Annotated in this window: 18 protein-coding genes and 1 pseudogene; 11 read left to right on the top strand and 8 right to left on the bottom strand. The window is 41.2% G+C overall.

Features of this window, described 5'->3' with window-relative positions:
• The first annotated feature begins 47 nt into the window (after positions 1-47).
• Complete coding sequence (locus FTV28_RS05010; protein WP_179989604.1) at positions 48-947, top strand: thiamine phosphate synthase; 900 nt, start codon at positions 48-50, stop codon at positions 945-947.
• 78 nt (positions 948-1,025) lie between these two features.
• Here FTV28_RS05010 and FTV28_RS05005 read toward each other — a convergent pair whose 3' ends face one another.
• Together FTV28_RS05005 and mrcB are read right to left on the bottom strand one after the other, a co-directional pair.
• Positions 1,026-1,589: a tetratricopeptide repeat protein gene (locus tag FTV28_RS05005; protein ID WP_257222800.1), complete on the bottom strand. Its 564-nt coding sequence runs from the start codon at positions 1,587-1,589 to the stop codon at positions 1,026-1,028.
• A gap of 27 nt (positions 1,590-1,616) precedes the next feature.
• Positions 1,617-4,010, bottom strand: a complete 2,394-nt coding sequence (gene mrcB, locus FTV28_RS05000) for a penicillin-binding protein 1B (protein WP_096901853.1) — start codon at positions 4,008-4,010, stop codon at positions 1,617-1,619.
• A 179-nt stretch (positions 4,011-4,189) separates the two neighbouring features.
• Here mrcB and FTV28_RS04995 point away from each other — a divergent pair, with 179 nt between their 5' ends.
• On the top strand, positions 4,190-5,107 hold the full coding sequence (locus tag FTV28_RS04995) for an NAD(+) kinase (RefSeq protein ID WP_207973958.1): 918 nt from the start codon (positions 4,190-4,192) through the stop codon (positions 5,105-5,107).
• Positions 5,107-5,376: a YeaC family protein gene (locus FTV28_RS04990; RefSeq protein WP_004972971.1), complete on the top strand. Its 270-nt coding sequence runs from the start codon at positions 5,107-5,109 to the stop codon at positions 5,374-5,376. The genes FTV28_RS04995 and FTV28_RS04990 overlap by 1 nt, the downstream gene beginning before the upstream one ends.
• 84 nt (positions 5,377-5,460) lie before the next feature.
• On the opposite strand, the gene FTV28_RS04985 is transcribed toward FTV28_RS04990, so the two are convergent.
• Entirely contained in the window at positions 5,461-6,471 is a 1,011-nt protein-coding gene (locus FTV28_RS04985; RefSeq protein WP_096901857.1) for a glycosyl transferase family protein, read from the bottom strand.
• A gap of 240 nt (positions 6,472-6,711) precedes the next feature.
• On the opposite strand from FTV28_RS04985, the gene FTV28_RS04980 reads away from it, so the two are divergent.
• From FTV28_RS04980 to FTV28_RS04960, 5 genes are all read left to right on the top strand, one after another.
• Positions 6,712-7,854, top strand: a complete 1,143-nt coding sequence (locus tag FTV28_RS04980) for an acyl-CoA dehydrogenase family protein (protein WP_096901859.1) — start codon at positions 6,712-6,714, stop codon at positions 7,852-7,854.
• A gap of 351 nt (positions 7,855-8,205) precedes the next feature.
• Positions 8,206-9,315 (top strand): prephenate dehydratase, encoded by a 1,110-nt coding sequence (pheA, locus tag FTV28_RS04975; protein WP_004972976.1) that lies wholly within the window; start codon positions 8,206-8,208, stop codon positions 9,313-9,315.
• A 73-nt stretch (positions 9,316-9,388) separates the two neighbouring features.
• Positions 9,389-10,480: a histidinol-phosphate transaminase gene (gene hisC / locus FTV28_RS04970; RefSeq protein ID WP_004972978.1), complete on the top strand. Its 1,092-nt coding sequence runs from the start codon at positions 9,389-9,391 to the stop codon at positions 10,478-10,480.
• 3 nt (positions 10,481-10,483) lie between these two features.
• A complete protein-coding gene (locus tag FTV28_RS04965) occupies positions 10,484-12,730 on the top strand; it encodes a bifunctional prephenate dehydrogenase/3-phosphoshikimate 1-carboxyvinyltransferase (RefSeq protein WP_179989602.1) in 2,247 nt (748 codons plus the stop codon).
• A 135-nt stretch (positions 12,731-12,865) separates the two neighbouring features.
• Positions 12,866-13,231 (top strand): hypothetical protein, encoded by a 366-nt coding sequence (locus FTV28_RS04960; protein WP_004972981.1) that lies wholly within the window; start codon positions 12,866-12,868, stop codon positions 13,229-13,231.
• Positions 13,232-13,305: 74 nt separating this feature from the next.
• Here the strand turns inward: FTV28_RS04960 and FTV28_RS04955 are convergent.
• Positions 13,306-14,051: pseudogene (locus tag FTV28_RS04955) on the bottom strand (IS5 family transposase).
• 450 nt (positions 14,052-14,501) lie between these two features.
• Here FTV28_RS04955 and yaaA point away from each other — a divergent pair.
• The gene (yaaA, locus tag FTV28_RS04950; RefSeq protein WP_179989600.1) at positions 14,502-15,281 is read left to right on the top strand and encodes a peroxide stress protein YaaA; all 780 of its coding nucleotides are present in this window, start codon (positions 14,502-14,504) and stop codon (positions 15,279-15,281) included.
• Between the two features lie 85 nt (positions 15,282-15,366).
• Here the strand turns inward: yaaA and FTV28_RS04945 are convergent, their stop codons facing one another.
• From FTV28_RS04945 to FTV28_RS04935, 3 genes are all read right to left on the bottom strand, one after another.
• Positions 15,367-16,809 carry a deoxyribodipyrimidine photo-lyase gene (locus FTV28_RS04945; RefSeq protein ID WP_179989598.1) on the bottom strand — a complete coding sequence of 481 codons (1,443 nt, stop codon included), beginning with the start codon at positions 16,807-16,809 and terminating at the stop codon, positions 15,367-15,369.
• Positions 16,810-17,063: 254 nt separating this feature from the next.
• Positions 17,064-17,546 (bottom strand): peptidylprolyl isomerase, encoded by a 483-nt coding sequence (slyD, locus tag FTV28_RS04940; RefSeq protein ID WP_096901865.1) that lies wholly within the window; start codon positions 17,544-17,546, stop codon positions 17,064-17,066.
• Positions 17,547-17,829: 283 nt separating this feature from the next.
• Positions 17,830-19,140, bottom strand: coding sequence for a D-alanyl-D-alanine carboxypeptidase family protein (locus tag FTV28_RS04935; RefSeq protein WP_179989596.1), 1,311 nt, complete (start codon positions 19,138-19,140; stop codon positions 17,830-17,832).
• 204 nt (positions 19,141-19,344) lie between these two features.
• On the opposite strand from FTV28_RS04935, the gene FTV28_RS04930 reads away from it, so the two are divergent.
• A complete protein-coding gene (locus tag FTV28_RS04930; protein WP_179989594.1) occupies positions 19,345-21,048 on the top strand; it encodes a M61 family metallopeptidase in 1,704 nt (567 codons plus the stop codon).
• Positions 21,049-21,143: 95 nt separating this feature from the next.
• Here the strand turns inward: FTV28_RS04930 and FTV28_RS04925 are convergent, their stop codons facing one another.
• Entirely contained in the window at positions 21,144-21,929 is a 786-nt protein-coding gene (locus FTV28_RS04925; protein WP_096901872.1) for an rRNA large subunit pseudouridine synthase E, read from the bottom strand.
• A gap of 436 nt (positions 21,930-22,365) precedes the next feature.
• Here FTV28_RS04925 and FTV28_RS04920 point away from each other — a divergent pair, with 436 nt between their 5' ends.
• A complete protein-coding gene (locus tag FTV28_RS04920) occupies positions 22,366-23,187 on the top strand; it encodes a PhzF family phenazine biosynthesis protein (RefSeq protein WP_096901874.1) in 822 nt (273 codons plus the stop codon).
• The last annotated feature ends 73 nt before the right edge of the window (positions 23,188-23,260 follow it).

The following is a 23,260-nucleotide window of genomic DNA, read 5'->3' as shown; positions in this document are numbered from 1 at the left end:
TCTACAATTTGCAGTTAAACGTACATTGCAGAAAAGGAAACGGGTTCATGTCCAAGCCAAATATTCATGTGGCAATTGCGCTGTTATTTCATCAAAACAAAGTGTTAGTGGGTTGGCGCGAAGCCAAACAACATCAGGGCAATAAACACGAGTTTCCTGGTGGAAAAGTGGAAGCAGGCGAAACTCCTGTAGATGCCTGCCGCCGTGAGGTGTTTGAAGAAGTTGGTATTGGCATACAGCATTGGCATGCCTTTGATATTATTTGCCATGAATATGATGATGTGATTGTCAATCTGCATATTTTTCAGGCTGCTGTACCCGCAGCTTTATTAAAAGATATTCAAGTGCCTTGGACATGGTTTAGCCGTCCGCAACTTTTAGAGCTGAATTTTCCACAAGCCAATCGTGCAATTGTGCAACGACTAGTGTGGCAACAGGCAATTAAAGTCAGTGAAGATTTAAAACATTTAGCAAATTTGCCTAAGCAAAAACTGCTGCATTGGCGGGTTGAACCCAATGCTGCATGCAAGGTCGAATTGTCAGAATATTGCATTGAGCAACTGGGGCAAGTGATTGTCAATTTGGAATTGTGGAAGCAATTAAATACGATTCAGCAACACGCCATTGCAGCAATTCATTTAAAACAATCGCAACTGATGCAATTACAAAAGGGCGATTTAAAAGTTGGGCAGCGTTATATTGCAGCGTGTCATGATATTGTTTCGGCACAACATGCACAGCAAATTGGTTGTGAAGCAATTTTACTCAGTCCTGTTTTAGTAACCACCACGCATCATGATGCCACACCTTTAGGATGGGAAAAATTCCAGCAGATCGCTGAATTTGTCGATATTCCTGTTTTTGCTTTGGGTGGCTTAACTCAAGATGATTTAACTACCGCAGAGCAGCATCATGCCTATGGCATTGCAGGTGTACGTTTTATTTGATTTTTTCTAGTTTGCGCAAATAAAAAAATCGCTGATGTAATCACACTCAGCGATTTTTAGTTTATTAAATTATCGTCCTTACAAATCTTTCAAAGCTTGTTGGGCTTGCGCAAGGCTTTTGGCATTATTTTGTTGCTGTGCTGCTTTTTGAATGACTAGCCATAATTGACGTTTCATAGCATCGCTTTGTGCATAGCTTAAACCACGACGTGCCAAGGCTTCTGCATTAGCGGGTTGCTTCTTTTGGTTGGCAATTAAAGCCAAATATAAATAGGTTTCAGCCGCTTGCGGGGCAAGTCGCTGCGCTTGCAAAGCTGCTGTTTCGGCCTGATTGAATTGACCTTGTTTATAAGCGGCCTGGGTTTGCTGCATCAACTTTTGAAAAGCAGGCAAACTACGACCATCCTCTAATTTTTGTTGCACGGTTTGTTGTGGCACCACCACTTGCAACGATTGACGCTTAATTTCTTCACGTTCATAAGGACGAATCACCACACCTTCTGGTGTCGTCACAGTTTTAGGTTTTTCAGGCACAGGCTGAGGAGCAGGCGGTTCAGGTAAACTCTGGCAAGCTACAATCGTTGCCATCGCACCCATAGCGAATGTGGTGAAAAAAACTTGTCTTAAACGTGATAATTTCATAAGCGTAACTGACCGATATCCTCAAGTTTAATTGATATAACTGCCACTTGAGATGACACGACCATCGGTATTGTCATCTGTTACGGGTTCAGTTTCACGGATATAATTTTCGATACTGTCACTGGTTTCAGGAGCTGTTTGCTGAGTTTCAGTATCGGGTTGGTAAACGGGTTCAACTTGATAGTGTGAAAAACCACATGCGGTTGCCTGACGCGGTACATTATTACGATTCACTGGAATATACATCGCACCTTCACAGCCTTGTGCAGATAAATGCCCAGAACTGCGGTCAATCCAATGCCATTGAATTTGTTCGGTCTGACGTAAGTTGACAGGTTTTTGACGCAATTGCTGCATCACATTACTCCAGACAGGCAAAGCACCAGACGAGCCTGTTAAGCCTGTGACTTTGTTATCATCCAAACCAAGCCATACAACGGCTAAATAATTGCCTGAATAGCCCGCAAACCATGAATCACGAGTATCATTGGTTGTACCTGATTTGCCTGCCAATTTTAAATCTGTCGATAAGCTATTGTAAGCTGAACGACCTGTACCAGAACTCATCACTTGCTGTAAGCCATAATTCAAAATATAGGCGGCAGAAGGATCAATGGTTTGTTGTACGGTTAAACCATAACGATCCAGTAAACGTCCATTGGCATCGACTACGGTGCGAATCGCTTTGGTCGGATATTTAAAACCACCTGTGGCAAAGTTACCGTAAATGTCCATCACTTGCATTGGTGATAAATCTACCGCACCCAAGAAAATAGATGGATATTGCGGAACCGCATCACTTGGTACACCAAATTTAATGAGGTGATTACGGAAGGTAGATAATCCAAACTCCTGTCCCAAACGAACTGCAGATAGGTTATAAGACTGAGATAGGGCTTGTGACATAGACACAATCCCATGATCGCTGCCGCTATAATTACGTGGTGTCCAAGATTTACCATCAATTGGGATGCTGATTTGGCTGTCTTCTACAGGACTTGCCCAGTTATATCGACCAGACTCAATCGCACTTAAATAAATAATTGGTTTGAGCAGTGAGCCAACTTGACGTTTGGCATCCAAGGCACGGTTAAAACCCGTAAAATCTTGCGTAGAACCTACCGCTGCCACTAACTCGCCATTTTCAGGATGAGAAATTAGCACCGCGCCTTGTAATTCTTTTAAACGCTTTGGATTGGCTTTGCTTAAACGCTCAACCGATGCTTTAAAAGCATTTTGTACGTTGGTTTGTGCAATCGGATCAAGCGTCGTGAAGATACGCAAACCCTGATTGGTCAAATCTCCTTCTTGATATTCAGTACGTAATTGACGGCGGACAATATCTAAAAAGTCAGGGAAACGGGCAGGGCCAATGGTCGGTTTTGTAATGACATTTAAGGGACGCGCAGTTTCTTTTTCATATTGTTCTTGGTTTAAATAACCCATCACCAACATATTGTTTAGTACAATGTCACGACGTTTTTTGGCAGCTTCAGGGTTGCGCCAAGGATTATATAATGATGGACCTTGTACCAAACCGACCAAAAAGGCTTGTTGTGAAATGTTTAGCTCACGCAACGGCATACCAAAATAAAACTGTGAAGCTAGACCATAACCATTAATAGAATAGTTACCGTTTTGACCTAAATTCACCTCATTTAAATAGGCTTCTAAGATTTCATCTTTGCTGTAATGTAGTTCAATCAGCATGGCCATGAGTGCTTCATTGGCCTTACGTTTTAAGGTGCGTTCTGGGCTTAAATAAAAGTTTTTCACCAATTGCTGCGTAAGGGTAGAACCACCCTGACGTTTGCCACCAGTGACGTTGCTGACAATAGCACGTGCAGTACCACGAATTGAAACGCCGTGATGTTGATAGAAATTACGATCTTCAGTGGCAATAAGGGCTTCAATCAGCGGTTTAGGTACTTTATTCAGTTTAATCAGCACACGATCTTCATTGTGCTGTGGATAAATTCCGCCAATCAACATCGGTTCTAAACGTGCAATACCTGTATTAGATGGTTTGGTGGCGCTCACTTCACTAATTTGATTGTTGGCAAAACTGACTTTTAAAACCTGTTCAGGTTCGACACTATCGCCAAAGTCAAAACCACGGGTATGCACAAATAAAGTATTACCATCGCTGACATAACTGCCTGATTTAGCATAATTATCTGTATTTTTATAGCCAAGCAGTTTCAGTTCTTGAGTAAAGTCGGTCTGGCTGACAGGTGCATTGCTATACACTTCTAACGGGCGTGCAAAAACCTTGGCTGGAATATCCCAACGCTGTCCTTCAAATTTGTCTCTGACAATATTATCCAGACGAATCAAGTAGATACTAAATGCAATAAATCCACCAATAACGATGATGCAAAATAGTAATGCAATTATGCCTATGCCACGCTCAGACTTCATAAATCGCGATAAGATCCTGATAAATTTTGCTAATCATGCGAAGCTTTTACTGAATTTGCAATAATTAATCTGTGACTGAAGGGAAAATATCGTCATAAAATTGAGCAGAAATGTAGTTTTAAAGTTTTTTTAAATCAACTAGGTTAGTGCTATGATAGGCGTCGAATCGTAGCGGAGCGATATCGCAGGTGCAAATTTCACATAAGAACTTTCGGAACATTGGACTGATTGGCCGTCCAGACAAATATTCTGTCGTAGAAACATTATGTCTGATTCACGACCATATTTTAGGATTGGGTTTGCATCCCGTTTTTGATTCTGACACTGCTCAACTTGTACCTTATAACAACACCCAAACAGTCAGCCGTGCTTTATTAGGCGAAGTGGTCGATTTGGTGATTGTGGTGGGGGGGGATGGTTCATTGCTGCACGCAGCGCGCGCTTTGGTTAAATACAATACCCCTGTAATTGGTGTGAACCGTGGGCGTTTAGGCTTTTTAACCGATATTAAACCGACAGAAGTAATCTTTAAACTCGATCAGGTTTTGCAAGGACATTTTCAGTCAGACCGTCGTTTTTTATTGGAAATGGAAGTGCGCTCTAAAGGTGAAATCATTTATGAAGCGATTGCCTTAAATGATGTGGTGCTACATTCGGGTAAGTCGGTTCACATGATTGACTTTGAACTGAATATTGATGGGCAATATGTCTATCGTCAGCACAGTGATGGTTTAATCGTTTCGACCCCAACAGGTTCAACGGCTTATGCTTTGTCGGGTGGTGGCCCAATTGTACATCCGAGCATGGATGCAATTGCATTGGTGCCTATGCATCCACATACCTTGTCTTCACGCCCAATTGTGGTGGGTGGACACAGCGAAATTAAAATCAATATTCGTGAAAACCGTGTGTTGCCGATGGTTAGTGCTGACGGTCAACATAGTGTTTCATTAAATGTCGGAGATAGTTTGCATATCCGCAAACATCCTTATAAATTAAATTTATTACATCCACCAGGTTATGACTTCTATATGGCTTGTCGAACCAAGTTAGGGTGGAATCAAGATTTTGAATCAATGCAACAGCAGGATGAATGATGAATATTGAACAAATGCTTGCCGTACTCGATCCTGAAATTGTTGGACGTTTAAAAACGGCAATTGAAATTGGCAAGTGGCCTAATGGTGTTGCGCTGACCCAAGAGCAACGTCAAATTTGTATGCAAGCAGTGTATGCGTGGGAAATGAAAAACCTGCCTGAAACTGAGCGTAGTGGCTATATTGACCGTGGCACTAAAGAAGAAGGCGAGCAGTGTGATGACGATCATCACAAGCATGAAGAATTTAAACCGATTCGTTTTGTTTAAATGATGCAAAACTGCTTTCATGAAAATTGAAAGATAAAAAAGACACCTGAGATGGGTGTCTTTTTTTGTATCTTCAATGACGTTTTAGTTGTGACGATTTTGCCAAAGCTGCTGTGCATTTTGCATTGCTGCCGCATAATCATCACAAACACCCATGGTATATAAAGCAATACCCATGGTTTCAGTAATGGCGACTTCACCATACTCATGAGTTTGCTGACCTAGCCAGACGGCTTTAAATACTGCCAAATCCAATTCTTCTTCTACAGGGCTACGGTTATCGGTCAGTTTAGGCAGTTCGTGTTCATATAAAGCGCCATTTTTGATGCCACAAATTAATGTCTTGGCATCAGGGTTGCGCTCAAATTCACCGCCTTCGCCTTTAATTACTGCACTGTTTTGATAACCCAACTGAAATGCGGCTTGTTGATGCGAGCTGCGATAAGCGGGGTGGAAGATCGCCTGCATGGTGGCTTTGGCATTAAAAGGATTGATTAAACGGGCAAGGGTATGAATAGGAGAACGTAAACCCATCACATTGCGTAAATTAATCAACTCACTCAAAATCGGTGAAATAACATCTAAAGGTAAATAAGCAAAATTACGCTGCGCTAATTGTTGCTCAACGTCTAGGTCATTTTGGCAAATTGGATAATCTAAATATTGCAGTGCTTGTTCGGTATATAAACGGTTGATGGTATGCCCAGAAGCACCATGCATCACCACTTTATAGCCATGTTTTGCTAAAGTCAGCGCTGCCAATAAAAACCACGGATAATGTCTGCGTTTACCTGCATAAGATGACCAGTCTAAATCGACCTGAAGCGGTTTAAATTGCAGTTGATCACGGGTAGCTTGTACAAAACCTGCCAACTCCTCTACAGATTCTTCCTTCACACGCAGCAACATTAAAAAAGCACCCAATTGCACATCCAACACTTCATTGCGCAAAATCATAGAAAAAGCTTGATAGGCCTCGTCATAGGTCAGTGAACGTGCGCCTGTTTTGCCTTTGCCAATAATTCGAATAAATTGTGCGAATGGATGTTCTGCATCTTTATAAATATTTCTTTTATTGGGGTTTGTATTTGGCATAAGCGAGTTCACACACATCTTTAGTTAGTATACTAGTGTATAAACTTCGGCAACAGTTTGCAGCACTATTCACAGCTTCAGCTTGTACGAGCTGCCACAAGTTTCATTGCATATCTGAAATGACGACTAAAGTTTGACTGTAAAGTAAGACAATCTGTAGGGATAACACATGACAGCCTGTATAAAAATGCATAGCATGGATACTATTGAAAACAACAATTGAAAAATAAAGGATTGGATATGCTGGCTTATGATGCTGATTTAGAATTATTTAGAGATAACTTTCGACGTTTTATGCAGGAGCATATTGCACCGCATTATGCTGCGTGGGAACGTGAGGGCATCATGCCGCGCAGCGTGTGGAATCTGTTAGGTGAAAATGGCTTTTTATGTATTGATGTGCCTGAAGAATATGGCGGCTATGGTGTTCCAACGCATTATTCCCTAATGTTGGTCGAAGAGTCGGCACGTGCAGGTTATAGCGCACTCTCTACAGGTATTTCCTGTCACTCTGAAATCGCTGCGCCGTACATTTTGCATATTGGTACAGAAGAACAAAAACAATACTGGCTGCCTAAAATGGTGTCGGGTGAAGTGGTTGGTGCAATTGGCATGACCGAGCCAGGTGCGGGTTCAGACTTACAAGCCATGCGTACCAACGCCATTTTGCAAGATGATCATTATGTACTGAATGGTTCTAAAACCTTTATTTCTAACGGTCAGCATGCAGACTTAGTGGTTTTGGCAGTAAAAACAGATCCGCAAGCACGTGCCAAAGGCGTGTCGCTCATGTTGGTCGATACTCATTTAGAAGGCTTTAAAAAAGGCACCAATTTGGAAAAAATTGGTTTGCATTCACAAGACACGTCAGAGCTATTCTTTGACAATGTCAAAGTGCCGAAAAATCAATTGTTAGGACAGGCAGGGCATGGTTTTGCCTATTTAATGCAAGAATTGCCACGTGAACGTACTGCGATTGCAGCTACTGCATTGGGTGCTATTCGAGGTTCAATTGATGTGACCACACAATATGTGCAAGAGCGTCAGGCGTTTGGACAAGCCATTGGTCAGTTCCAGAATACCCGTTTTGTTTTGGCACAGGCTAAAATTGATGAATTGGCAACCGCTGCTTTTTATAATCAAAACGTCGAATTGTATATGCAGGGCAAACTGGACGTCGAAACTGCAGCCGCTTTAAAAAGCTTTGCGACAGATATGCAAATGAAAATTGCCGATCAATTGCTGCAACTGTTTGGCGGTTATGGCTATATGACGGAATACCCGATTTCTCGTTTCTTTGTCGATGCGCGAATCCAGCGAATTTACGGTGGAACCAATGAAATTATGAAAGAAATTGTCGCGCGTGGTTTATTGGGGCGTTAAAACAATGCCTAAAAGCCCAATTGAATAAAGATCAAGGATCATCTCCAGAGTCAGCCCAGTGCTGGCTCTTTTTTTATGAATTTGATCAGACTTAAAAGCAATGAGCTGATTGATAATTACACTTAAAAATAAAATTACACCGCTTAGAATTAGAGATGCAAAAAAGAAAAGCATAGTTGCCCAGTTTTAAGCGGTACGTTGTGCAAAGTTGCGGCTTAAATGTATAGATTGGTGATGCTTTGATCAACTGTATGTTTTTAAATCTGAAACACTGAAAGTTGTATTGCGCAACATTTGAAAGCTAACTATTGTTATACTATTTGCAAAATGTTTATGAAGGGCGACATAACAATGATCCAAGACGATCAGAACACAACGACTTCTCTTGATCTCGCTAAAATCCGTGAAGATATTGACTCTGTAGATCAACAGATTCAGCAGCTGATTAACCGTCGAGCACGACTTGCTGAAGCGGTGGCGAAAGCAAAATTTGCAGCAGAAGAGAGCCCGTTGTTTTACCGTCCTGAACGTGAAGCGCAAGTTTTACGTAATGTTATGGAACGCAACGAAGGGCCGTTGTCTGATGTGACCATGGCACGTTTATTCCGTGAAATTATGTCGGCATGTTTGGCACTTGAAGCGCCACAAAGTATTGCGTTTTTAGGGCCAATTGGTACTTATACGCATTCCGCAGTACTTAAACATTTTGGTCAAGATGCGATTGTGCGTCCTTTGCCTACTATTGATGAAGTTTTCCGTGAAGTGGAAGCAGGCAGTGCACACTATGGTTTAGTACCTGTCGAAAACTCATCTGAAGGTGTGGTGAACCATACTTTAGATTGCTTTAAATCATCGCCATTAAATGTGATTGGTGAAGTAGAATTGCGTATTCATCACCAATTCCTTGTGTCAGAAAACACTCGTAAAGACAGCATTAAACAAATTTATGCGCATCAGCAAACTTTGGCACAATGCCGTAAATGGTTAGATGTACATTATCCGGGTGTAGAACGTGTGGCACTCAGCTCCAATGCAGAAGCAGCGCGCCGTATTCGTAATGAATGGCATTCTGCTGCAATTGCTTCTGAAATTGCGGCCAATATTTACGAACTCGAAATTTTACATAGCAATATTGAAGATAACCCAGAAAATACCACACGTTTCTTGGTGATTGGTCGTGAGAAAGTTCCACCAAGTGGCAATGATAAAACTTCATTGTTGGTGTCTGCACATGACCGCGCAGGGGCATTGCTTGAGATTCTTGCACCATTTGCGAAGCACAATATTAGCTTGACCAGTATTGAAACACGTCCTGCCTTGCCTGAAAAATGGGCCTATGTATTCTTCATTGACCTAGAAGGGCATGTCGAGCAAGACAATGTCCGTGCAGCGATTGAAGAAATCCGTCCATTGGTGAAAGAAATTCGTGTCTTGGGTTCTTATCCTGCTGCCGTGTTGTAATCGTATTTAATTCAGTGGTGTGCATGTTTGTCATGCGCGCCACATTCACCACCTAGTCAACTGGAAGTGTAAAATGTCGTTTGTCCCAGCCAATGAAGGCATCTCGAAGTTAAAGCCTTATCAACCAGGTAAACCAATCAGTGAACTTGAGCGTGAGTTGGGGATTACAGATATCGTCAAACTTGCTTCAAATGAAAACCCATTGGGCTGTTCAGACAAAGTCAAAGAAGCCGTTGCAGCAGAAATTGCTGAAATTGGTCGCTATCCAGATGGTGGTGGTTTTATTTTAAAAGACCAAATTCAAAAACAATTTGGCTTTGCGCATGACCGTATTACTTTGGGCAATGGTTCAAACGATTTGCTAGAAATGTTTGCTCGCGCATTCGTTTCAGATCAAGATTCAGTGTTGTATAGCCAACATGCCTTTGCAGTATATGCTTTGGTAACGCAAGCGATTAATGCTCAAGCGATTGAAGTGCCTGCCAAAGGCTTCTCACATGACTTGGATGCTATGGCAGCAGCAATTCAAGACAACACCAAGTTAATTTTTATTGCTAACCCAAATAACCCAACAGGCACATGGTTTGAAGAGGCTGAATTTGAAGCCTTTATGCAAAAAGTTCCTGCACGGGTGATTGTGGTATTAGATGAAGCCTATGTGGAATATTTCCCAGAAAACTTCAACAGCCTTAAATTCCTTGAGCAATATCCAAACTTAATCGTGAGCCGTACTTTATCTAAGTGCTATGGTTTGGCGGCGCTGCGCGTTGGTTTTGCTTTAGCTTCTGCAGAAGTGACCGATTATTTAAACCGTATTCGTCAACCATTTAACGTCAATCACTTGGCAATGGTGGCTGCGGTTGCGGCATTAAAAGACGAAGATTTTATCGAAAAATCACGTATTGCCAACAAAGCAGGCATGGCGCAATTGGAAGCAGGCTTTAAAGCATTGGGTCTGAATTATGTGCCTTCACGTGCTAACTTTATTTTGGTAGATGTAGAAGCCGATCCGGGTCAAACTTTTAATGCCTTATTGAAAGAAGGTGTAATTGTACGTCCTGTGGGTATTACGACCCATTTACGTGTTTCAATTGGCACAGAAGCAGAAAATGCCAAGTTCCTGCGTGCATTAGCCAAAGTATTGGGCAAGGAAGCGAAGGCATAAAACATGGCGCAACCATTGTTTGAAAAAGTTGCATTTATCGGACTCGGGCTAATAGGCTCGAGTTTGGCACGTGTAATGCTGGCAGAAAACTTAAGTCGGCATATTGTGGCATCGACCCGTTCTGAAAAAACGCTGCAAGATGCTTTGGAATTAGGATTAATTGAACAAGGCTTTAACAATCCTGTAGATGCGGTTCAAGGCGCAGATTTAGTGGTGTTGGCGCTACCTGTGCAAGCTACAGAAAAAGTCTTGCGATTAATTCAGCCACATTTGGCAGATAATGTAATTCTGACCGATGTAGGCAGCACCAAAGGCAGTGTCGTGGCTGCAGCCAAAGCGGTTTTTGGAGAACATTTACCTGCAGGTTTTGTACCCGGGCATCCAATTGCTGGGGCAGAGCATACAGGCGTGCATGCAGGCAAGGTTGATTTATTTGCCAATCACAAAGTCATTTTGACACCATTGCCAAGCAGTGCGCCGTGGGCAGTCAATAAACTGATTCAAATGTGGGAAAGCGCCAAAGCTGAAGTCATTTGCATGGATGTGGAAAAACATGATGAGGTATTGGCGTATACCAGTCATCTTCCACATTTAATGGCCTTTAATTTGGTCGAACAATTGGCAAATCGGGAAGATAATTTAGACATTTTCCGTTATGCTGCGGGAGGCTTTCGTGACTTCTCACGTATTGCTGCCAGCGATCCACAAATGTGGCATGACATTTTCTTGGCCAATAAAACTGCATTGTTAAAAGCGGTGGATGGCTTTGAAAGTCAACTTGAGATTATTCGCCAATTGATTGAACAAGAAGACTCGCATGCTTTAATGGGCTTGCTAGGACATGCGCAAGCGGCACGACAGCATTTTAACCACATGCTCGCCAAGAAACCTTTTATGGAGAACAATAACGTGACACAACAATTTACGATTTTGCCGGGTGCTAAGACTTTCCAAGGTAAATTTACCGTACCGGGTGACAAATCTGTGTCACATCGTTCAATTATGTTTGGTGCCATTGCTGAAGGCACTACGCATGTGACAGGTTTCCTTGAAGGTGAAGATGCATTGGCGACTTTGCAAGCATTTCGTGATATGGGTGTGAGCATTGAAGGTCCTAAAAATGGTGAAGTCACCATTCATGGCGTAGGCATGCAAGGTTTAAAAGCACCTGCAAGCGCAATTTATATGGGCAACTCAGGCACATCTATGCGTTTGTTGGCAGGCATGTTATCTGCACAGAAGTTTGATTCTGTTATGACAGGTGATGCGTCATTGACCAAGCGTCCAATGGAACGTATTGCTAAACCATTGCGTGAAATGGGTGCACAAATTCAAACGACGGGTGAACGTGGCACACCGCCAGTATCGATTACAGGTGCGCAAGCGTTAAAAGGCATTCACTATGATTTGCCAATGGCATCTGCACAGGTGAAATCAGGTATTTTATTGGCAGGGCTTTGGGCAGAAGGTGAAACTTCAGTGACTGAGCCTGAACCAACGCGTGACCATACCGAACGTATGTTACGTGCATTTGGTTATGAAGTGAAAACTGAAGGTAACCGTATTTCATTGCAAGGCGGCGGTAAATTGGTGGGTACAGATATTCAAGTACCTTCTGATATTTCATCTGCGGCATTCTTCATGGTGGGTGCAGCCATTACAGAAAATTCAGATGTAACCTTAGAAGCGGTGGGCATTAACCCAACCCGTACAGGTGTGATTGAAATTCTGAAACAAATGGGTGCAGACCTGAGCGTGGAAAATGAACGTATTGCAGGCGGTGAACCAATTGCAGATATTCGTATTCGTGGTTCACGTACTTTAAAAGGGATTCATGTTCCTGAAGATCAAGTGCCATTGGCGATTGATGAATTTCCTGCATTGTTCATTGCTGCAGCTTGTGCTGAAGGTCAAACTGTACTGACAGGTGCTGCAGAATTGCGCGTAAAAGAATCAGACCGTATTCAAGTGATGGCAGATGGTTTAAAAACCATGGGCATTGACTGCACACCCACTGACGATGGCATCATCATTCAGGGTAAAGGCAAAGCAGGCGACTGGTCAGCGATATTTACAGGCGGCGAGATTGAATCACATCATGACCATCGTATCGCCATGAGTTTCTCTATGGCAGGCTTGCGTACTTCTGGTGAAATTAAAATTGTAGGTACAGAAACAGTAGCAACAAGTTTCCCTACCTTTACTGAGCTTGCAGGTGTGGCAGGTCTGAATATTCAAGTGACAGAATAAGCCAAAACGATACGGGCTGCGATGACAAATCGCAAAGCCTAGACTTTATGCTGAAACAGCCAAGCTTTTGCTTGGCTGTTTGCGTTTTATTGCTTATGCTAAACCCATACAAGAAAAAAGCCTTTGGGTTCGAGCATGCGCAAATTAAAATTTATGGCGAATTGTGAAAATAAACAAGAGTTACAAGATTGCACTTTGGCACAGAATTATGTGGCGAATTTACTTTCACAAAACTTATCTCACTATGGCTTTCAAACGTTGCCGCAGAGTGGTGCACAAGTCGCTGTAAGTGTAGATCAACATGCGCTGCCTTTGGCTGTGAACTGTCAAAGCCGTGGTGAAGATGGACATCTTGTTTGTGAAATTACTTCATACCCCAATGAAGAACAAGACTGGCTAGAACGGATTACAGAGCAAAGTTTATTAAATCAATTGGCGCAAGCGGTAGAAAATACTCTGAAAGAAGACCAATCTTTTAGTGAGTTTGAATGGAAAGGTTAAACCAAGCTGCAAAGACGTTGGATGTTTAAAATTTATACTTGATTTTTAAATTAAAAATAGGGTCTGTTGACATTTCATAAAGGCAGCCACAGATAAATACAAGCTAAGGCAACTGCGCTTCGAAAGTTTCGCTTTAGTTTATCAAACCGTGTAGCAATTCCTCGGAATTGCTACAAACGGCAAAAAGCATTCTCAACTAAGTGTCTGATTTTATATAAATACCAGTCCATATGATCATTACTTGATTTCGTGTTTGATTTCTTCGGTATATTCGCTTTAGCACTTTAATTTTTAATCTGCTCTCTTAATATTTCAGAATCATAGCCTTTATCCATACAGACTATTTCAGTGTCAGTTAAATCTAATTGTTCGACTAAAATAGGGGCAACTTTGACATCATGGGTGGTTCCATCTGAAATAATAAATTCGATCGGGTTACCGTGAGAGTCAATAGCTAAGTGAATTTTAGAACTATTACCCCCAACACTTTTTGAAATATCCTGATTAGGGATTTCTGCTGAATGTTGGTGTGCTCTAACATGAGTAGCATCAATAAATATCCATTCACGATCAGCGTTCTCTGAGAATATTTTAAATATTTTCATTATCTTATCTTTATTAGACCAGCGATTTTACTTTTTAAAAATTGAGTTTGGATTACCAAAAACCTCGGGTAAATCTCTCGAAGGGCATCCTGTTCTAATACGATATAGGATTGCCTCAAAAAAATTTCTCAAATTTGATTTGAGATAAATATTAAAATTGCGAGAATAGCTTTTAACTTAGACCAGTGTTGATCATTCAACATTGTACGAGGTATAGCGAGTAGTGAATTTGGTTTGGCGATTGAATTTTACTATCTCGCTATTTTTTTATACAGCAAATGTCAACAGATCCTATTCATTTTTTAATTGAAATGTCATCTAAATGACACATCGCAACCGTATATTAAGCAGCAAGAACAATACAACAAAATAATTTTTATTTAACCCGCTTAATTTGGGAGAGTTAAGTGGGTTTTTTATTGCCTAGAGAAATGTTGCAAGTACTATAAAAAAAATAAGCTCAACTGATCAGAGTGAATCAATGTTTTTTTAAAGCAGACACTGAAATAAAAGCACCTCAGCCTCCACGTTGGATTGATCTAAGAGATCATCTTCTAGCAATACAACGCAACGTGTTTTTCCGATAGGGTTAAACAAAAACACGCATTGGAGTTTGTTGAAAGCTGCTGCTATAGTGAGCGCAGTATTTTTTATTTAGGTGGTTTATGCTCGCTTTAATTTCTCCAGCCAAGACTTTAGATTATGAAACTGCATTACCAAGCGATGAATATACTCAACCTAGATTACTTCAACATTCACAAGAGTTAATTGATGTAGCACGTAAACTTTCTGCTACAGAAATTGCCAGTTTAATGAGTGTGAGTGAAAAAATTGCCACTTTAAATGTCGAGCGTTTTCGTGACTGGCAAGCAGAATTTGATCTTGCCAATGCGCGTCAGGCCATGTTTGCTTTTAAAGGTGATGTGTACACAGGCTTAGATGCTTATAGTTTGTCTGCTGCAGATATTGAGTTTGCTCAACAACACCTGCGTATGCTTTCTGGCTTATATGGCTTATTGCGTCCTTTAGATTTAATGATGCCGTATCGTTTGGAAATGGGCACTAAGTTGCATAATGCGCGCGGTGAAAATTTGTATCGTTTCTGGGGCGATATCATCACCAATTTAATTAACCAAGATTTAAAACATAACCAGTCGGCATTATTGGTGAATCTAGCTTCCGATGAATATTATAAGTCGGTGCAGGAAGCAAAAATTCAGGCTGAAATTATTAAACCTGTATTTTTAGATCAGAAAAATGGCAAATATAAAGTCATCAGTTTTTATGCCAAAAAAGCCCGTGGTTTGATGGCACGTTTTATCATCGAAAATAAATTAGAACGCGCAGAAGACTTAAAAGCCTTTAATAGTGAAGGTTATTACTTCGATGCAGACAGTTCTTTAAAAGGCGAATTGGTCTTTAAACGTGACGAGCTAGCCGCCTAACTGTTGCTTTAATCGTTGAATCTCCCATCATGCTAAGGAATGGCAGATGGGAGGGCTGACAAATCTCATGTTTGTGCTATCTAAATTAAAGCTGTTTAAAGGCTTCAATGGCACGTAAACGGCTGAGCTTTAAATCTACAATTGGATGAGGATAATCCAGTTTTAGGTTTGGATTTTTCACATACGGTTCATGAATGTTTTTGGCATCTAAATGTGCCAGCTCAGGTAGCCATGTGCGAATATAATCACCATTGGGGTCAAACTTTTGTGATTGGCTTACTGGGTTGAAAATCCGAAAATAGGGCACTGCATCTGTACCAGTTGAGGCACACCATTGCCAGCCACCGTTATTGGCAGCCAAATCACCATCAATTAAATGTTGCATAAACCACTGTTCGCCCAAGCGCCAGTCAATCAATAAGTTTTTACACAGAAACATCGCGCAAATCATTCTGACTCGATTATGCATCCAGCCCTTTTGTAAAAGTTGCTGCATACCTGCATCCACAATGGGGATGCCTGTTTTTCCTTGCTGCCATGCTGCTAAACCAGCAGAATCATTGCGCCACGCCACTTGTGTGGTCTGATCTTTAAAAGGACGGTGCTTGGAAACTTTGGAATAATCAAACAAAATATGTTGATAAAACTCACGCCAAAGTAATTCATCTAACCAAGTTTGTTGTCCTACATTTTCGAGATGAAAATGCCCTTGTGAATGAGCAAAAACCGCAGCCAGACATTGCCGAATGGAGAGAATGCCACAGTTTAAATACGCAGATAATTGGCTGGTACCAGACAACGCAGGAAAATCCCGCTGTTGCTGATAATCGTGCATTTTTTCACGTGTAAAATCATCCAACAAGTGATGTGCATGTTGTTCCGTGACTGCCCATAAGTTTTGTTGTGCCGTTGGAAGCGGGTCGAAACCTAAGTGTTCTAAACTTGGCACTGTAGAGAGATATTGTTTAGGAAGTTGGATGGGTAGTTGTGGTTGCGGCAGAGGAAAGCAACGCGGAATACTGACATTCAACTGTTGATAGGCATATTTTTTAAATGCGCTGAATACCTGATACGGTTTCATGCTCTGATTGCGCACCGTACCCACAGGAAAAAACGTGCGGTCATGGTACAAAACCAAATCCTGACCGTGTTGGTTCAAGGTTTGTTGAACTTCAAGATCACGTTTTAGCTCATTCACTCCCAATTCAATATTGGCATAAATATTTTGAATCGGATGAGAGTCCTTCAATGTTTGGCATAGTTGGAGCAGTGTTTGTGCAATGTCAGCCCAAGATGGTGTAATTTGAACAATCAGTGGGATATTGAGTTGTGCGAGTTCGTCTTTTAGTGCATTTAATTGACGCAAGTAAAAGTCAATTTTAATGGGCGCATCGTGATGTAAACGATATTGCTGAGGCGAAAGAATCACCACGCCAATACAAGCTCCTGCTTGGCTAGCATGCCAAAGTGCGGTGTGATCTGAAATTCTTAAATCTTGTCGGAACCAAACTAAATTATAGTTTTGCATGGGAAGAATGCTTGATGTGAGCGCTAGAAAGGTGACTTCATTATAAGCATGACTGGGTAAAATTGTCTTAAATGCGAAGGGTTTAATTGTCCAATAAAACGACAATGTGCTGTGTTGATTTTTCCTGTAATGATCTTTCCGCAATAGTCTGCCTGAAAGGATCTTTCAGTCATGTGCTTATCCTGAATTTTAGAATGACAAACAAAAAAGGCAAAGTAAAAATACTTTGCCTTTTGCTTCGATCAATACTGATCTTAGTGGTGATGACCACCCGCACCGTGTACGTGACCGTGATCTAATTCTTCTTGAGAAGCTTCACGGATTTCAATGATTTCAACTTCAAACGTTAAATCTTGACCAGCAAGTGGGAAGTTTGCATCAACAATTACGTTGTCGCCTTCAACTGCTTTTACAGTTACGATTTGAACGCCATCATCAGTTTGCGCTTGGAATTGCATGCCTGCTTGGATGTTGTCTACACCTTGGAACATTTGTGCAGGAACTTCTTGTACTAAGTCTGGGTTGTATTCGCCATAACCTTCAGCTGCAGGTACGTTTACAGTAAATTTTTCACCTACTGTTTTACCTTCTAACGCTTTTTCTAAACCAGGGATGATGTTACCTGCACCATGCAAATAGGCAAGTGGTTCACCTTGAGATTTGTCGAGAGTTTCACCCTCTGCGTTAGTCAATGTGTAGTGGAAAGAAACCACGAGGTCATTTGCAATAGCAGTCATGTTATTGATCCATTCAATTTTTTAAGGGTACATCATAAAGTGAAACGTGGAATTTGTTATAGACATTTCTGCAAATTCTTCACTTTTCCGAGTTTTTTATGACATTTTTTAGTTAATCGGGGCAATTTTTATAATTTCAATGCAAATTTGTGCGTCATACCTATAAATTTGCAGATTTTATTGCAGGCTCATTTTAAGCCCTTTGTATGATGTGTAGATGACAATAAAAAAGATGGGACATTGCCCATCTTGGTGATATTTAATTCTTGAGGATCATCGGCTTCTAACCGAGTGAAGTTTTCTCATCTTCTACAGGTTGATGGCTAAAGAAATTAAACAAACTGCCAAACCACATCATGATTCTTTCAAAAATATTGGCTTCAACAATGTTGACCTGTTCTTCAATCGAAAAGCTGTTAATCAATTGGTTATTTTGATAAACGTGTACGGTTGCCAGTTTCATGACCTGTGCCAATGGCGCAGTCAGCAATTTTTCAGACAATTCAATATTGACATGCATTTGTGTGCGCTGTGCAGGTTCAATCGTTTCTAATTCGCCTTGTGCATTCACAAGTTGTAGACGTTGAGTACTTTGATCAAACTGCGCCAAGTTAATTGCATGTGGCTGTTCATACAATGATGTCGTCACAAACTTTGGCTGACTGCTTTCAATCTTAAACATGCGTAAGGTCGATTTCACCACAGGCAATTCTGCAATCATTTGTTTGGGTTTAATCGCGACTTCATTACGGGTATAGCTATAAGCTAAATTTAATAATTGATGTGCCACTTCAGCACGTTTTTGCGCACTCTTGGTTCCCATCACCACCACCACTAAACGACGCTCAGGTGCAGCACTATCCAATGTTGGGCGGTTTGCAGTTAAGGCAAGGTTGTAGCCTGCAGCTTTGGTGAAGCCTGTTTTTAACCCATCTACACTTGGGTCTTGTTTTAATAAAATATTGGTCGCACGGTGAAAGTGCTGATTATAGGTAAAACTGGTCTGTTTTGAATAAGCCAAATAATCGGGTGTTTCAGTCACAATCGCTTGTGCCAAACGTGCCATATCTGCCGCAGAAGAATAATGGTTTGGCATGGTCACACCAGACGGATTCTGAAAATGTGTGTCTTGCATACCCAAAGCTTGCGCTTCCTGATTCATTCGGGCAATAAACTGCGGCACACCACCTGCAACACGTTCACCTAAAGTGAGTGCAGCATCGTTAGCAGACATAATAATTAAGCCTGCCAATAATTGATCTACCGAAATCTGCTCACCTGCTTTTAGATACATTTGTGATTCATCCCACATCACTTGTTCTACCACAGGTGTTGCGGTCAAAATTTCATGTCGGTCTAATTTACCTGCCTGAATATCTTTCAGCACAATATAGGCCACCATCATTTTAGTGAGTGAAGCAGGTGCACGTTGTACGTGACTATTGTGTTCTGCAATCACTTGCCCAGATTGTGGGTCTAAAATTGCCCATGCTTCGGCTTCGACACTTTCAGCTTGAATATTCAATAATGCGGCATGCGTGATTGCGCTGCAGAGCCAGCAGAGCGCCGCAATCAGATAGATAACACGTTTCAAAGAAGTTCCTTATTTACACCAATCCATTGGTGTCACAATGGTTTTAAGCAGCAAAAACAATAACAATTGACTAGGGAATGCTATGCCTTTTTTGCTCAGATGGCTACCCATAAATGCAGACAAATCTCATCTTGACGCATCAATTGCTAAAAAAATGTTAAGCTTGTTGCCAAGTTCTTATTTATACATTTTGTATTGCCCATTATGTTGCATTATCAAATCGAATTTGACGATTATCGTCAGCATCTTATTCATGTCACCGTGCGTTTTTTGGCTAATCCTACTCAGGTTTTATCTCTACCCACTTGGATTCCAGGCAGCTATTTAATTCGTGAATTTTCCAAACATCTTGAGTCGGTACGTGCTTATGATGAAGCGGGGCGTATCCTCAAAATTCAGAAATTTGAAAAGAATAAATGGCGCTTATTTAACACCGATCATGAATTGATTACGGTGGAATATGATGTCTACGCTTATGATTTGTCAGTGCGTGGCGCTTATGTCGATCAAACCCGTTTATACGTCAATCCTGCCTGTGCCTGTTTGGGCTTAGATGGGCAAGAAGATAAAGCCATTGAAGTTGAATTATTTTTACCAGACGAGCTGAAGCATTTTCAGCTTGCGACAGGTTTGGCAGCAAAAAGTTTGGTGAAAGGGCGTTATACCTTAAAAGCCAAAAACTATGCCGAACTGATTGATGCACCGTTTGAATTGGCAGAACAAACCCGTTTTAGTTTTACCGCAGCAGATATTCCACACGAATTTGTGGTTTCGGGCAAACATGCAATGAACGCTGCGCGTATGCAGCAAGATATTGAAAAAATTTGTGCTACACAAATTACCATGTTTGGTTCTGCGCCATTTGCAAACTATACCTTTATGACCATGGCAACAGGCAATAGCTATGGCGGTTTAGAGCATCCAAACAGTACCAGTTTAATTACACCTCGTGATGATTTGCCGAAAGCTAACGAACCTGAACAACCTTCTAAAGATTATCAGCGCTTTTTAGGTCTGTGCAGCCATGAGTATTTTCATAGTTGGTTGGTGAAATTCATTCGTCCTGAAAGCTTTGTGAATTATGATCTGAATCAGGAAGGTTATACATCGCTGTTATGGATTTTTGAAGGCTTTACGTCTTATTACGATGATTTGTTATTGCTGCGTAGTGGTGTAATTGATCTGGCGGCTTATTTGGAGTTGCTCAAAGCACAAATTGATCGTTATTTGCAAAATCCGGGTCGTGCGATTCAAACGGTAGCAGAATCTAGTTTTGATGCTTGGGTTAAGTTCTATCGTCAAGATGAAAACTCGAACAATGCAGGAACCAGCTACTATAACAAAGGCTGTTTGGTGGCTTTATGTTTAGATTTGGGCTTGCGTTTACGTGGTTCAAGCTTAGATGCCTTAATGCAGAAATTGTACGCTAATGCGCAACAGGGCATTCAAGTGCATGAGCGCACTATCTTTGAATTATGTAAAGAATTGACAGGAGATGATTGGTCGGAGCAAATCCATCATTTAATTAACACGACTGATGAATTGCCGATCGATCAGTTATTGCCTGAATTTGGCGTTGATTATCAGCTAAAACAGGATAAGTCTTTGCCGTTTGGTTTAAAATTGGCAGATAAACCTGAAGGGGTGTTGGTACAAGCTGCCCATCGTGAAGGTGCTGCGGCAAAAGCAGGACTTTCTGCGCTTGATGTGATTGTTGCGATTGATGGTTTAAAGGCATCTGTAAAATCACTTGAGCAATATGCCAAACAGGATGCAGCTTATACTGTTCATGCATTCCGCCGTGATGAGTTGATGACTTTTGAACTGAATGCTGCGCAGATTGAATTGCCAGAAGTGGCATTAAGCGTTACAGATCAGGCAAAAGTAGAACAGTGGTTAAAAGGCTGAGTTAAAGTTTAATTTAAAGTTCAGCTATAAAAAAATGGATGCTTCGGCATCCATTTTTGTATCTTGAACAAGTTGAGTTTTGACTCACCAACTCATTAACGTGCCCGACGTCCACGGCTTTTGGTATTAGGGCGTGTAGTACCATTGGTCTTACGACGAGGTTTCTCACTTTCTTCCATTTGCCAAATACGTGGCGTACCTGATTTTTTCTTGGTAGTGCCATCTTTATTTTTCTTTTGATGGATTGGCTTGCCACCCGTACCACCAGGTTTTTTCACATACGAACGCGAGCGATACGGTTCAGCAGCAGGCACATCTTTAAAATCAGGATACAACAACGGTTCGATTTCTTTAGTTTCACCGGGTTGTAAACCCAATTGTACCAAGTCAATTGAACCAATTTTGGTGCGGATTAAACGCAAAGTTGGAAAACCAACCGCAGCCGTCATACGACGCACTTGGCGGTTGCGACCTTCACAAATTGAAATTTCAATCCACGAAGTAGGTACAGAAGCACGGAAACGTACAGGAGGATCACGCTCCCACAACCATTCAGGCTCATCGACTTTATACGCTTGCGCAGGCAAAGTCATGCCATCTTTCAGTTCCACGCCTTTACGCAATTGTGCCAAGGCATCTTCAGTGACATCACCATCGACTTGAACCAAATAGGTTTTGTATTTTTTATTGGCTGGATTGGTAATAAACTGATTCAAGCCGCCATGATCAGTCAAGAACACCAAGCCTTCCGAATCCATATCTAAACGACCAGCTAAACGTAAGTCTGGATCATCAACAAAAGCCGACATGGTGAGATGTTTTTCATCTTCACGGAATTGAGAGAGAACGTCATATGGTTTATTTAAGATGACGATTTTCATAAGAAATGCTTCTTTAAATTCAATAAATTGGGAAAATTGAGAGTATTTAAAAGGAAAAACGGGCGATTTCCAATTAAATCGCAAATACAGTGCGTTTGAGATGGCTCTATTATGCGATAAGAATGGGGGAAAGTATTGCTTATTGATAAATATTTTTTTGGTGTGCTTGCCAAAATGAGCAGCAGTATCACAACGATTAAAAACTAGAAAGCTAAGCGCTAAAAAAGCCCAATGTTGGGCTAAAGAAGACAGCTTTTACAAACTTGGCATCACAGCCAATAACATACTTCCCTGATACTACTGCTCGCTTTATGCCGAATTAGTCCAAAATCAACCCGCTTGGCAGATTGAAAGTACAGAAATTGGCTAGGCACTTATAGTGAAAAGAACTTAAGATGAAATAAGTGTATATATTTTTAGGATCATGAGTTCATTAATGAAAATTTACCAAGTCGATGCTTTTAGCCATGAATTATTTAAAGGCAATCCTGCTGCCGTACTTGTTAGTAAAACATGGTTAGCCGATGATTTAATGCAAAATATCGCATTGGAAAATAATCTGTCTGAAACCGCTTTTGTCAAAATGATAGATGCGGAAAACTTTGAAATTCGCTGGTTTACACCCACAACAGAAGTCGACTTTTGTGGACATGCGACACTTGCCAGCGGCTTTGTTTTATTTAAGGATTATACCGAGACAAAGACAATTCAATTTCATGTGAAAAAATTGGGGATTTTTACAGTTCAGCAACAGCAAGATGGCAAAATTTGCATGAATTTCCCAATTCGTGCTGCCCAACAAGTTGAAGATTATCCCGATATTTTACGCCAAGCTTTGACTAAACCATTTAAAAACGTCTATATCAATGCGCAAGCCTATATTGTGGAATATGAATCGGTACAAGATGTGTTAGATGAACAGCCTAACCTTGAATTATTAAAACAATTGGGACAGTTGCGCACAGCCATTACGGCACAGTCGAGTGTTGATGTTGCGATTACTGCCTCTGCAAATACACAGTATGACTGCGTATCGCGTTATTTTGCACCAGCCATGGGCATTGCAGAAGATCCTGTTACAGGTTCAATTCATACTGCAATTGCACCGCTATGGGCAGAAAAATTACAGCAAACCGAACTTGTGGCATATCAGGCTTCTGCCCGAGGTGGCGTACTGTATTGCAAGATTTTGCCTAATGATCGCATCGAAATTTCAGGTTATGCGCAGTTATATTTGCAGGGCGAAATCATGATTTAAACATGCACAGCATTAGACCTTGTATCTTGGAGATGAAGCTGAGATGAGAGAAGTCTGCTAGATTTTTTTCTTG

Source organism: Acinetobacter sp. YH12252 (assembly GCF_013417365.1).
Taxonomy (GTDB): domain Bacteria; phylum Pseudomonadota; class Gammaproteobacteria; order Pseudomonadales; family Moraxellaceae; genus Acinetobacter; species Acinetobacter towneri.
The sequence above is the reverse complement of the archived record's forward strand: the minus strand, read 5'-3'. Positions and strand labels throughout refer to the sequence as shown.

Coding starts and splice junctions, on each gene's coding strand:
- FTV28_RS05010 (WP_179989604.1), top strand. CDS start 48: ATGTCCAAGCCAAATATTCATGTGGCAATTGCGCTGTTATTTCATCAA.
- FTV28_RS05005 (WP_257222800.1), bottom strand. CDS start 1,589: ATGAAATTATCACGTTTAAGACAAGTTTTTTTCACCACATTCGCTATG.
- mrcB (WP_096901853.1), bottom strand. CDS start 4,010: ATGAAGTCTGAGCGTGGCATAGGCATAATTGCATTACTATTTTGCATC.
- FTV28_RS04990 (WP_004972971.1), top strand. CDS start 5,107: ATGAATATTGAACAAATGCTTGCCGTACTCGATCCTGAAATTGTTGGA.
- FTV28_RS04985 (WP_096901857.1), bottom strand. CDS start 6,471: ATGCCAAATACAAACCCCAATAAAAGAAATATTTATAAAGATGCAGAA.
- FTV28_RS04980 (WP_096901859.1), top strand. CDS start 6,712: ATGCTGGCTTATGATGCTGATTTAGAATTATTTAGAGATAACTTTCGA.
- pheA (WP_004972976.1), top strand. CDS start 8,206: ATGATCCAAGACGATCAGAACACAACGACTTCTCTTGATCTCGCTAAA.
- hisC (WP_004972978.1), top strand. CDS start 9,389: ATGTCGTTTGTCCCAGCCAATGAAGGCATCTCGAAGTTAAAGCCTTAT.
- FTV28_RS04965 (WP_179989602.1), top strand. CDS start 10,484: ATGGCGCAACCATTGTTTGAAAAAGTTGCATTTATCGGACTCGGGCTA.
- FTV28_RS04960 (WP_004972981.1), top strand. CDS start 12,866: ATGCGCAAATTAAAATTTATGGCGAATTGTGAAAATAAACAAGAGTTA.
- yaaA (WP_179989600.1), top strand. CDS start 14,502: ATGCTCGCTTTAATTTCTCCAGCCAAGACTTTAGATTATGAAACTGCA.
- FTV28_RS04945 (WP_179989598.1), bottom strand. CDS start 16,809: ATGCAAAACTATAATTTAGTTTGGTTCCGACAAGATTTAAGAATTTCA.
- slyD (WP_096901865.1), bottom strand. CDS start 17,546: ATGACTGCTATTGCAAATGACCTCGTGGTTTCTTTCCACTACACATTG.
- FTV28_RS04930 (WP_179989594.1), top strand. CDS start 19,345: ATGTTGCATTATCAAATCGAATTTGACGATTATCGTCAGCATCTTATT.
- FTV28_RS04925 (WP_096901872.1), bottom strand. CDS start 21,929: ATGAAAATCGTCATCTTAAATAAACCATATGACGTTCTCTCTCAATTC.
- FTV28_RS04920 (WP_096901874.1), top strand. CDS start 22,366: ATGAAAATTTACCAAGTCGATGCTTTTAGCCATGAATTATTTAAAGGC.